The sequence below is a fragment of the Pelomonas sp. V22 genome (assembly GCF_030014915.1).
Taxonomy (GTDB): domain Bacteria; phylum Pseudomonadota; class Gammaproteobacteria; order Burkholderiales; family Burkholderiaceae_C; genus JAUASW01.
This window is the reverse complement of the sequence record NZ_JAGIXS010000013.1, coordinates 1-11,463: the sequence shown is the minus strand read 5'-3', so window position 1 is coordinate 11,463 and position 11,463 is coordinate 1. Positions and strand designations below refer to the sequence as shown.

The following is an 11,463-nucleotide window of genomic DNA, read 5'->3' as shown; positions in this document are numbered from 1 at the left end:
CGGCTTCAAGCAACGAGATCAAGTAATCTTCAAACCGGACTTCCGCCTGATTGGTACGGCGGGAGGGGGCAGGTCACCATCGCCTGCTTGGTCTTCCACGGCCCGCGCCGGTGAATGACCTCGGCCTTGTACAGCCCGTTGATGGTCTCGGCCAGCGCGTTGTCGTAGCTGTCGCCTTTGGAGCCCACTGAGGGCTCGATACCGGCCTCGGCCAGCCGCTCGCTGTAGCGGATCGACAGGTATTGCGATCCTCTGTCGGAGTGATGCACCAGGCCATCGGACGGCTTGCGGTCGTACAGCGCCTGCTCCAGTGCGTCGAGCACGAACTCGGTGTGCATCGAACTGCTCTGGCGCCAGCCCACGATGCGCCGGCTGAATACGTCGATGACGAACGCCACATACACCCAGCCCTGCCAGGTTGAGACGTAGGTGAAGTCCGAGACCCAGAGCTGGTTCGGCCGCTCGGCACGGAACTGCCTATTCACGCGGTCCAGCGGACACGGTGCCTTGGGGTCAGGGATGGTTGTACGCATTGCCTTGCCTCGGCGCACGCCCTGCAGACCGAGTTGGCGCATCAGCCGCTCGACGGTGCAGCGCGCCACGGCGACGCCTTCGCGGTTGAGCTGGCGCCAGACCTTCTCGGCGCCGTAGACCTGATGGTTGGCCTGCCAGACGCGCTGCACCTGCGGTAGCAGTTGCACATCGCGCTGGGCTCGCAAAGAGCGCAAGGCCGGGCTGCGCTGACACGCGGCGTGGCGCCAGTACGCCGATGGGGCGACCTGCAAGACGCGGCAGATCGACTCGACCCCAAGCTGCTGGCGGTGCTGGTCGATGAACGCCTTCAGGACTTGATGCGGCGGTCGAGCTCCGCCTGGGCGAAAAACGCGCTGGCCAGCTTCAGAATCTCGTTGGCCTTGCGCAACTCGCGCACCTCGCGCTCCAGGTCCTTGATGCGCTGGGCCTCCGCAGTCGAGACGCCGTCTCGCTGGCCGGAATCGACTGCGTGCTGCTTGACCCAGGTGTGCAAGGTCTGCGGCACGCAGCCAATCTTGTCGGCGATGGACTCGATGGCCGCCCACTGCGACGGATGCTCTGCCCGGTGCTCCAGCACCATGCGCACGGCACGCTCACGAACCTCGGGCGAAAACTTCGGGGACTTCTTCATGGCTCCATTCTCCAGAGTTGGAGCCTCCTCTAAACCCGGGGCGATTCAGCTGGCAAGTCGCCCGTGCACGATGAGGTCATGCAGTTAAACATCGCAACCTTTACCCTTCAGTACAACCTTCAGCTAGGTGCAGATTTGGTTGAGTTCGAAGCGAATAACAAAGTCGACGCCGCGTTCGATTCAGCCAAGATGACATTGCTGGTAGCAGTCCCCAATTGGCTCGGCAGTTTTATCCGTTGCAAGGCAGACTTGATTGCGTTGAGGGCCAAGTAGGCTGTTTGCAAGAATTGGGACCACCTGACGCGAAGCCCCGCCGCAGTCAACACGACATGTCAGGCCGCTTATGCCTCGGTCACCGTGGTGCGAACTGACTCGCGCAGGATCGGCACTATTTGCTCTTCCATGATTCGACTCTTTCTCATGGGCTCCGCGGGGGACCGAAACCCTCATTTCTGGGAATCAATGCCTAGGAGAAACAGGGCAAGTCACGGCCACCAAAGAGAAATCGCCGACGAAGGTTGTGTCCTTCTACAAGCACATCAGTCGAAGGTGTAGGGCGGATCAATCTTGGCCTTGCGAGCTGCTTTGTTGGCAGCGACTCGATCCGTGACCACCTGAGTCCAGGAGGAATCTTTTTCAGTCCCAGCGGGCTTCGCGTCCCAGGCCTTGTAGGAGGCCTCGGCCTTCGCTTTTGCAATGTAGTACGTGTCCTTGAGATCCTGTGCGATCTGAATCGCCCCGGATTTCCTAGACACCCGTGAGCCGTTGGGTGGCGTCGTTCGAACTCCAACGGTGAAGTGCGCCGCCACTACTCCGCACCGCACCGACGAGCAGTTCATTCATCAGTGGCAAGTCTTCATGCCTTCCATGCGTAGCGCATCAGGCGGACTTCGCTCTTTTTTCCGCATACATGCGCTCATCTGCGAGCTTCAAGAGCGGCGCAATGTCTTGAGCGTCGTCCGGAAATTGTGCAATGCCGATGCTGGCTTGCAATGGACAACTTTGTCCATCCAATTCGAATGAGGCAGCAATAGCAGTTCTCAAACGGCGCACCAGTACCTCGACACCGTTTGCAGCTTCAACTGGCGTCAATACGACGGCAAACTCATCTCCGCCGACACGTGCGACGGTGTCGGACTCTCGCACGGTGGCCTGCAGGCGCCTTGCGAACTCCTTGATCACAGCGTCGCCGGCATGGTGTCCGTGGAAGTCGTTGACCTGCTTGAGCCCATCCAGATCCACCATCAGGACTGCAACGGGCCCCTGATCTCGGGCGCTGTTTCGCAAAGCCGCGCGCAGTCGATCCATGAACAGGGCTCGGTTGGGTACGCCAGTCAGTGAATCGTGCGTAGCGAGGAAGAACAGTTCGTCGCGGCCGTAGCGAGTTGCAAAGTACATGGTCGCGCCAACCATGTCTGACAGCAGAGTCAGTAGCTCAAAGACGTTCTGCTTGAAATGGTCTGGCGTTGCCGACATGACCTTGAGAACGCCGACAGTGTCTCCGCCGTGTCTAAGAGGGGCCACCAGCATGGAACGCAAACCAATGCGGCGGCAGGCGGCCTGGTCTACACGGGGGTCGGATTCGGAATCCGCACAAGCTTGAACTTGACCCGTCGCCACGCAGAGCCCGGACAGGCTGCTGGCGCGCTTGATGCGCAGGCCGACTTGCTCTCGGGCAATGCCTGAGGCGGCCTGATAGACCATCTCATCGGTCTCGACAAGCTCCAATGCGGCACCATCCGCGCCAATCAATCGCGGCAATCGGTCGACCACGAGCGACATCACACCACCCAAGTCGAGGCCGAGATGGGCAATATCGGTCTGAAACTTGATCACCTCTATCAATTGTTCGCGGGAAGGCATAGTGGTTTACTTTCTGACCGGCTCGGGACTTGCGAGACAGTAATTCCTAACAGACGGCGGGTTGCGGGACTTCGAGGGCGATCACTACTTGGGAGTGATGCTGATCTCGATTCCTGCCGTGTCGCCAAGCTGTTGCTCACGGCTGGCGAGGCGGGATTGCATGCGCCGGTGCTCGCTGACGTCGAACACAATGCCCGCCATCTGGCGCACTTGCCCTGACTCGTCCCATTGGGTCTGTCCGCTGGCGTGCAGCCAGTGCTCCTTGCCGTCGCGGCCACACATGCGGAATTCGAGCTCTAGCGGCGTGCGCTGACTGAGATGCCTGCGTAGGGTGTCGAGCAGCAGACTGCGGTCCTGCTCGTGCACTTCGGGCAGCCAGAGCCCGGGTTGATGGCCCATCTCCTCGTCGGCGAAACCCAGCAAGTCGAGCAGTGCGGTGGGCGCTTTCAGCCCGCCGTCGGGTCGCCAGGCCCAGACATGGCCGGTGGATGCGGCCAATTCGAAGCGCGCCAGGCTTTCCCGCAGCGCCTGCTCGGTGCGCTTGCGCAGGGTCATGTCCGCGCTCAGGGTCAGCAGGGCCGGCTGGCCGTCGAACTCGATCTGTTCGGCATTGATCTGCACCTCGTGCACCCGCCCGTCGCGCTGCCGGAACGCCGCCTCGAACTGGCGCAGCCGGCCGCGCTGTTCGCGCAGCCGTTGGTACAGGCGCTGGGCGTCGGCGTGGCTGAGCCCGAGCCCGCTCAGCGAGTGGCCGCGCAACTGGTCCAGCCCCAAGCCCATGGCCTCGACGAAGGCCTGGTTGGCATCCAGCAGCCGCCCGTTCGGATGGTCGAACACAGCCGCGGGCAAGGGGGCTGCCTGGAACAGCCGCTGGAAGCGCTCGCGGCTGTGCACCAGCTGAGCCTCAGCCTGCGCGCGGGCGGCATCGCGGTCCAGGATGTCGAAGCCCAGGGCGATGTCATCGGCCAGCTCGGCCAACAGCTGCATCAACGGCTCGTCAAACCAGTGGGCTTCTGCCACGTGCAACACCAGCGCAGCCTCGACCCGGCCTTGGCGCTTCAACGGCACGACGGCTACGCCGCGTACGCCATGCAGGTGAGCCAACTCGTGCCAGCGGCTGGTCCGGGCGTCATTCAGATAGTCATTCGCTACCGCAGGCAGGCCGGTCATGACAGCTTCGCCGGTCGGAGTCCTGGCCAACTCGGGGTCGCGCAAGTCGATCGCGTTGTCGAGGCTGCCGTACAGCGTCAGCACCGGGCCGGCCGACGCAAACATCCGCAGCTGATCCTGATCGTCGCGCAGCCAGACCGAGGCCAGCAGGGCATGGCCGGCGTCTACGCAGGCGGCGCAGACTTCGGTGCAGAGCGCCTGCTTGTCCTTGCCGCGCATCAGCGCGCGGTTGGTACGCGACAGCGCTTCGTAGAGGCCGTGGATACGCCGCGCGCGGCTCTCCGCAGCGTGCAGGCTGTCCAGCATGCGGTTGAACTCGATGGACACGCTGCGGAACTCGCGCGGGCCAGATTCGCTGGCGCGCGTATCGCGCCGGCCGTCAGCCACGGCACTGGCGCTGCGCTGCAACTGCCGCAGCGGAGCCGACAGATGACGGGCGAGCAGAAAACCCAGCAGTAAAGCCAGCCCGAGTGCGCCAGCTGCCCAGTAGAGCGTCACGCGCAGGCGATCGCGCGCAGGCGCAAAAACCGCGTCAACGGGCAGGCCGGCGAGGGCGGTCCACCCGGGTTGGCTCATGGGCACAACGCTGTAGATGCGCCGCACGCCGTCTGGGCCAAGTACGCCGTCGGCACTGCTCGGCAGCTGCTGACGCAACGCAGCCAGCGGTACCGATAGGTCTTTCCCGATCCAGTGCTTGGGATCATGGCTACGGGTTACGACCACGCCATCGCTATTCAGGATGGTCAGTTCGCTACCAGCCGGCAGCTGCAGCTGCGTCCAATGCCTGGACAGTGCCAGCAGGTCGACCGAGACCATCATCAGCGCGGCAGGGCGCCCGGTCTTGTCCCGAAGTGCCTGAACCAGGCCCAGCACAGGCTTGCCCAGGATGCGGCCCATTATCGGTGCCGGAATGATGACCCGCTGGGTGCTGAGGGCCTCGGCCCACCAGCGGCCGCCGTCCAGCGGCACCTTGAGGCCCGTAGGCAAGTCCACCGAGCTGCAAACGATATGCTTGTCCAGGTCCAGCACGCCTGCATTGGCCAGCAACGGATCCAGCTTCAGCTGGCCACGTAGCATGGTGTTGCACAGGGTACTGTCGAGGGCAACGACCTCGGGACGCTCCCTCAGGAATGCCAGTAACCGGTGCCCCCGGTCCAGCTCGCGCTGCGCATCTGCGGCCGCCTCAATGGCCAGTAGGTGTACCCGTCCCTGGGCGTCCAGCTGGTCGCGTTCCCTATCGCGCCAGAGGCTGTAACCGCTGAAGCAGAGCAGAGGCAACAGCACCAGCGCACCAAAGCCGAGCAAGCGGGTCGCAAACGGCAGGGCGGCAGCTCGGGCGATGGCGGCTTGGGGCAGCAGTTTCATGTGATGGCGGGCACAAGGGTGCAGTCAGCAGTATCCTTCTCGGAACCATAGCTGTCGCGCGCTGTTGTGCGCGAGACAGCATTTTCAGGCCCTGTGGCTCAGGGCCGCCTTCAGCACCGAGAGGTCGTCACCTGCGTCGGTGAGCATCACGACGCGGCTGCTGGGCGCCATGCGTCGCCAGTCCGACAGCAGCGCCGCACCATGCCGGACTAACAGCTGCGGGTCCAGCAACAGCAGGTCGATGCGGTCGGGCGCGACCGTGAACACTGCCGAGGCGGTGTCCAGCGGATCAACGGCATGGGCTTGGTGGTTGGCGTTGCGGCAGGCGTCAAGCAGACGTTCGCGCCGGGCTGGGTCCGCAATCAGTAGCAGTATTCGCATGATTTAGCCCTGAGGGCCTGCTCAGAAGTTGCTCCATTCACCGCTGGTTGCAGCGGCTGACCGCGCGACTGACACCGAGGGCGAGGCAGCGACTGAGCGTGAGGCTGCGGGTCGCGGCGCTGCAGCAAGGCGTTCCGCAGGTCTTGCAATCGCCTCGCTCTGACCGCGGCGGAGCTTAAAAAAGGCGACCGATTCCACCAGCTGCGTGGCCTGGACCTTGAGGCTCTCCGCCGCTGCCGCGCTTTCTTCCACAAGGGCCGCGTTCTGCTGGGTGGCCTGGTCCATCTGGGTGACGGCCTCGCCGATCTGGCCGACGCCGCTGGACTGTTCGACGCTGGCAGCGCTGATCTCGCCAACGATGTCGCTGACGCGCTTGATCGAAGCGACGATGTCCTGCATCTTGGTGCCCGCTGCGTCCACCAGCTGCGTGCCCGACTCGACCCGCTCGACGCTGACCGAGATGAGGGTCTTGATTTCCTTGGCCGCATCCGCGCTGCGCTGGGCCAGGCTGCGCACTTCGCTGGCCACCACGGCGAAGCCGCGGCCTTGCTCGCCGGCACGCGCAGCTTCTACGGCAGCATTCAGCGCGAGGATGTTGGTCTGGAAGGCAATGCCATCGATCACACCGATGATGTCGGCGATCTTGCGCGAGCTCTCGTTGATGCCCTTCATGGTCTCGACCACCTGGCCGACGACGCCGCCCCCTTCGACCGCGACCGTCGATGCCGACTGTGCGAGTTGATTGGCCTGACGTGCGTTGTCGGCGTTCTGGCGCACGGTGCTGCCAAGCTGTTCCATCGAAGCGGCGGTTTCTTCGAGCGCGCTGGCCTGCTCCTCGGTGCGTCCTGATAGGTCCTGGTTGCCTTGCGCAATCTGGGCGCTGGCCGTGGCCACACTTTCTGCGCTCATCCGCACGTCGCCGACGATGCTGCCCAGCTTGGACTGCATCTCCGCCAGCGCCCGCAGGAGCTGCGCCGTCTCGTCCTTGCCCTCGGCATGCAGTTCGCGCGAGAGGTCGCCGTCGGCCACCGCCTGCGCCAGCTGAACGGCATTGCCCAGCGGGGTGACGATGGAGCGCGTGATCAGCCAGGCAGCGGCCACGCCGACCAGGGTGCCGACGACGGCGGCAATGATCATGTTCAGCGTGGCGCGATCGACCGAGTCGTTCACCGCCTCCTTGCTCTCGTTCATCAGCTGGCGCTGGAAGGCGACGAGCTTGTCCAGCGCCTCGAAGTAGGCTGCCTGCGCCTTGCGCGTGTCGCCCATCAGCAGGTCACGCGCCAGCTCTGTCTTGTTGGCCAGGCCCAGCTCGAGCACCTTGGCCACCTGGGTGTTGTAGGGGCCTCGGGCGTCAGCGGCTGCCTTCAGCAGGGTCTTGCCCTTTTCGGACTTGATCTGCTCTTCCAGTGACTGGATCAGCTTTGAGTTGTCGGTACGGGCCTGGTCGATGCGATCGACCTCCTTGCGCATCGACGGCATGTCTTCCAGGATGACCGTGTTGCGTACTGCACGCGCAATGACGTTCAGGTTGTCTCGAATCGTCTGCAGCTGCTCGACCTTGGCCAGCCGGTCTTCGGTGAGCAGGTCCAGTTCGCTGTTGATGTTCGAGAGCTCGGCGCGGGCATAGAAGGCGATGCCGAGCAACAGCAGCATCAGCAGGGCAAAAGCCCCGCCGAGCCGTGCGCCGATCTTCAGGTTCTTAATGAAGTTCATGGTTGTTCCTTCGGTGCAGATGGGCGATGAGGTTGCCGGCTGGCTCAGGTGGCCATACCGAGCAGACCGTCGTCAGACAGCAGGGCGGCAATGTCGAGCAGGATCAGCATTCGGTCGAGTGAACCCTGGCGCACAGTGCCCAGGCCAGTGATGTGGGTGGCACGCAGGCTGCTGCTGAATTCGGGTGCGGGCTGGATCTGCGCTGGCAGGAGTTCCAGCACGTCCGCCACGGCATCCACCACGGCGCCGACGGTGCGCCCGCCCAGGTTCATCACCACGGTCACCGTGAACGGATCAAATTCGGCTGCCAGCCCCAGCTTGAGCCGCAGGTCGACGATGGGCACGATGACACCGCGCAGGTTGAGGACGCCATGCACATACTCCGGCGCACCGGCGATGCGTGTGGCAGGCTCGTAGCCTCGGATCTCCTGCACCAGCAGGATTTCGATTCCGTATTCCTCCTGGCCGAGCCGGAAGCTCAGGTACTCACCGCCAATGGCTCGGGTTGGGCTTTGGTTGAGGGGGCTTGCAACGATGTCCATGACTTGCCTCTAGTGGGAACTCGCAACACCCGGGGCAGGACCGTGGTCGTGCGCTTTCGGGCTCGTGCACCACTCTAGGCAGCTGGTAGGCCAGAGTCTGTAGGGAGATCTTGATCCGCGCCGTGGGGGTACATCGCCGACGTGGCCATAGCAGTCGCTAGCAAGCTAGCGCTCAGTTGCCGTCGGTGTCGATCAGCTCCGCCCGAATTGCGAAGCGCACCAGCGCTGGCAGGTCTGCAACGCCGAGCTTGCTCATCAGCCGGCTGCGGTAGGTGTCAACGGTCTTGGGTGAAAGGTGCAGTTGCTCGCCAACGGCAGCGCTGGACAGGCCCTTGACCACCAAGGTGACGATTTGGCGTTCCCGCGGGGACAGTTCGGCCAGCAGATCGGGTTCGGTTCCAGCCGTCAGGCCTTGCAGTGCCAACTCAGCCACGTCGGCGCTGAGATAGCGTCGGCCAGCCATTACTGCCTCAATCGCCTCCAGCAACTCGTTGCGCGAGGCGCCCTTCAGCACGTAGCCGTTCGCACCGAGTCGCAGGGCCTCTGCCACGTGGCGCGGCTGGGCGGACATGCTGAGAACGATGCAGCGGCATCGCAGGCGGCGACGCTGCATTTCCTCCAACATCTCGAAGCCGGATCGGTTGCCCAGGCTGAGGTCCAGCAGCAGCAACTCGGGCTGCAGCGTGCTCACCCCTGCCAGCCCTGCTGTCGGGTCGGCAGCCTCGCCGATCACGGCATGTCCGGCAGCTTCGAGGAGCGCACGCAGCCCGTCGCGCACGATGGCATGGTCGTCGACCAGATAGATTCGGGTGCTCATGCCTGCGTCTCCTCCCATTGCAAGGTGACCACGGTGCCTCCGCCGGGCATGCTGCCGACTTCGAACTGGCCGCCAATTGCGATTGATCGCTCGCGCATGCCCACCAGCCCCAGGTGGCCAGGGCGTGTTGCGCTCGCCTCGCCGCGCAGGCCCACGCCGTCATCGGCTACCTCCAGCCGCAGCCAGCGTACGCCGCCCTCCAGCCGCACGCAGATCTCGCTGCCACTCGCATGTAGCAGGGCATTGGCCACGGCTTCGCGGGCGACCATGAAGACTGCGTACTCGACTTCGCTGCGCCAGCGGCGCCCTGCCAGGGCCGGCGCGACCTCCAGCAGCAGGCGCACCTGCCCGGCCTGCTGCCGCCGGCTGCGCAGTTCGTTGTCGATGGCGTCCACCAACCCCTGCTCCGCCAGCAGTGTGGGGCGCAGCTCGACCAGCACCTGGCGGACTTCCCGGATGGCCTGATCTATCAGCCGGTCGACACGCGCATGGCGCGCGGACTCAGCCGGCGTGGCCAGTTTTGGGTCGCTGACGAAGTCAATGCGCATGGCGGTGAGGGTCTGGCCCAACTGGTCGTGGAGTATCTGGGCGAGGCGCGTGTTGCTGGCCTTCTCCTGCGCGATCAGTTGATGGGTCAGCTCCGTCAGTTCGGTCTGGTAGCGCAGTAGTGATCGCTCTGTGCGCACGCGCTCGGTTACATCCCGCAGGATAGCTGTCAGAACTTGGGTCTTGTTCACCGTAACCTGGGAGATCGAGGCTTCGAGTTCGAGCTCGCTGCCGTCGGCGCGCAGGCCCTGCACGCGACCGGGTCCCATGCTGCGGCTGGGCACGCCGGCCGCTGCGAAGCGGGCCATGCCCTCCGCATGGTGTGCCCGGGCTGGTGTCGGCAACAGACGGTCCAGCGTCTGGCCGAGCATGGCGGCTGCCGGGTGCCCGAAGATGCGCTCGGCCGCCGGATTGAAGAGCCGCACGCGGCCCGTGGGGTCGCAGCTAATGATGGCGTCACTGGCCGAGTCGATCACGGCCGACAGCATGGCTTCTTGCTCGCGCAGCTGCAGCATCGCCATGCGGCTGTCGGTGACGTCGGTCTGGACGCCGTCCCAACACATGCGCTCGCCCGGCAGCCAGCGCGGCATGGACATCAGGTGCATCCAGCGCTCCATGCCATCGGTCCGCCGCATGCGGACCGTGACGTCAAAAGGCTGCAGTCTGGCGGCCGACTCCTGCTCGGCCGCACGGACCAGGAGCTGGTCGGCCGGATGAATGCGGCCATAGAGTGCCGCCGGATCCGCCAGTGCGGCGGCGGCTGACACCCCGGTCACGCGCTCGATGGCGGCGCTAATGTGGTTGAACCGCGTGCTGCCATCCCGCTCCCGCACCAGCTGGTAGACGACGGTGTCCGGCAGGTTGTCGGCCAGGGCGCGCATGCGCTGCTCGTTGTCGGTGCTGCGCTGCTCGGCCTGCTGAAGCGCCTCGAAAGGCGCTCGCAGGCTGCCGATGTAGGTCGCCCAGTAGAGCAGGGCGTAGCCGACCAGCTTGTAGCCATGGCCGACGACGTTCTGCAGGTCCGAGGGGCGGACGTAATTGCTGAATGACAGCTCGCCAATGCCAATCACCCAGGCGGAACAGGCCAGCAGCAGATAGCGCGGCTCACCCTCGCTGCGCCAGCGCCGCCACAGCAGCACCGCAATGCCGATGTTGAGCAGGCACAAGGCCCATTCGTACCCGACCTTGAACGGGGTCACCCCTTGCCCGGGTATGAAGGTGACCGGAAAGCCTGCCACCCCTGTACTTCCCCAGGTCACCAGGCCCATTGCAAGCAATAGGCCTGCCAGAAGCGACCCATTGCGAGAGAGCCTGGACATCCACCCCAGGGCAATCATCATCAGCGTCAGCGCTTCGACACTGCGCCCCATCAGCCAGAAGAAGATGGCGCGCGTCGTGCTCGTCGGTCCCAGCAGCGCAGGCATGCCGTCGTAAGTCAGGGCATGCACCACGTCGCAGATGCCGACCACCACGAAGCCTCCGATCAGCAACGGCAACTTCCGATCCCCTCCACTGCTAAAGGTGTGCCAGGTGACCGTGGCGATAAGCGCGGCAATCACGAAGGCGAACATCTCCAGCAGCAGATGCAGGCTCAGCATGCTGGTGTGGGCGGGCAAGCCTATAGGCGCTGGGGGCAAGGCCAGAAGCAGCCCCTGCGTCAGCATTGCAACGACAGCAATGATTAGGCAAACGCGGCCGGTGGGGGTGGTGGGCAGGTGCATCTGCCTTGATGTTAAGGGCCTTGCCACGGCGCATGCCGCACATTTCGCCTTGGCGCGAGGGTCCCCCACGCGGGTCGTCAAGAACTCCCTACAGCCCCGGGGATCACCGCTTCCTACAGTGCGGTCAGGCTCTTCCATGCCGCATGGCGCCGCAGCCTTACCAAGTCATGAACAAGCCAC

The 11,463-nt window shown here is 64.4% G+C and carries 9 protein-coding genes, 1 pseudogene and 1 other annotated feature; of the genes and pseudogenes, 1 reads left to right on the top strand and 9 read right to left on the bottom strand.

The window, feature by feature from the left end; translation table 11 throughout:
• Positions 1-77: 77 nt before the first annotated feature.
• Positions 78-1,165: pseudogene (locus tag J7U46_RS22935) on the bottom strand (IS3 family transposase); the annotation flags it as partial.
• Positions 771-887: a sequence feature (AL1L pseudoknot), on the bottom strand. Its footprint overlaps the pseudogene before it by 117 nt.
• Before the next feature lie 78 nt (positions 1,166-1,243).
• Between J7U46_RS22935 and J7U46_RS22930 the strand changes: the two are divergent.
• A complete protein-coding gene (locus J7U46_RS22930) occupies positions 1,244-1,438 on the top strand; it encodes a hypothetical protein (RefSeq protein WP_282829567.1) in 195 nt (64 codons plus the stop codon).
• A 266-nt stretch (positions 1,439-1,704) separates the two neighbouring features.
• On the opposite strand, the gene J7U46_RS22925 is transcribed toward J7U46_RS22930, so the two are convergent.
• The 8 genes from J7U46_RS22925 to J7U46_RS22890 all read right to left on the bottom strand — a co-directional run bounded on the left by J7U46_RS22925 (position 1,705) and on the right by J7U46_RS22890 (position 11,160).
• The gene (locus J7U46_RS22925) at positions 1,705-2,004 is read right to left on the bottom strand and encodes a hypothetical protein (RefSeq protein WP_282829566.1); all 300 of its coding nucleotides are present in this window, start codon (positions 2,002-2,004) and stop codon (positions 1,705-1,707) included.
• A 40-nt stretch (positions 2,005-2,044) separates the two neighbouring features.
• On the bottom strand, positions 2,045-3,028 hold the full coding sequence (locus tag J7U46_RS22920; RefSeq protein ID WP_282829565.1) for a sensor domain-containing diguanylate cyclase: 984 nt from the start codon (positions 3,026-3,028) through the stop codon (positions 2,045-2,047).
• Between the two features lie 84 nt (positions 3,029-3,112).
• Positions 3,113-5,563: a PAS domain S-box protein gene (locus tag J7U46_RS22915; RefSeq protein ID WP_282829564.1), complete on the bottom strand. Its 2,451-nt coding sequence runs from the start codon at positions 5,561-5,563 to the stop codon at positions 3,113-3,115.
• Positions 5,564-5,647: 84 nt separating this feature from the next.
• A complete protein-coding gene (locus J7U46_RS22910) occupies positions 5,648-5,944 on the bottom strand; it encodes a hypothetical protein (RefSeq protein WP_282829563.1) in 297 nt (98 codons plus the stop codon).
• Between the two features lie 21 nt (positions 5,945-5,965).
• The gene (locus tag J7U46_RS22905; RefSeq protein WP_282829562.1) at positions 5,966-7,657 is read right to left on the bottom strand and encodes a methyl-accepting chemotaxis protein; all 1,692 of its coding nucleotides are present in this window, start codon (positions 7,655-7,657) and stop codon (positions 5,966-5,968) included.
• A 44-nt stretch (positions 7,658-7,701) separates the two neighbouring features.
• Positions 7,702-8,199, bottom strand: coding sequence for a chemotaxis protein CheW (locus J7U46_RS22900; RefSeq protein ID WP_282829561.1), 498 nt, complete (start codon positions 8,197-8,199; stop codon positions 7,702-7,704).
• A gap of 172 nt (positions 8,200-8,371) precedes the next feature.
• Entirely contained in the window at positions 8,372-9,016 is a 645-nt protein-coding gene (locus J7U46_RS22895; RefSeq protein WP_282829560.1) for a response regulator transcription factor, read from the bottom strand.
• On the bottom strand, positions 9,013-11,160 hold the full coding sequence (locus J7U46_RS22890) for an MASE3 domain-containing protein (RefSeq protein WP_282829559.1): 2,148 nt from the start codon (positions 11,158-11,160) through the stop codon (positions 9,013-9,015). The genes J7U46_RS22895 and J7U46_RS22890 overlap by 4 nt, the downstream gene beginning before the upstream one ends.
• Positions 11,161-11,463: the final 303 nt, after the last annotated feature.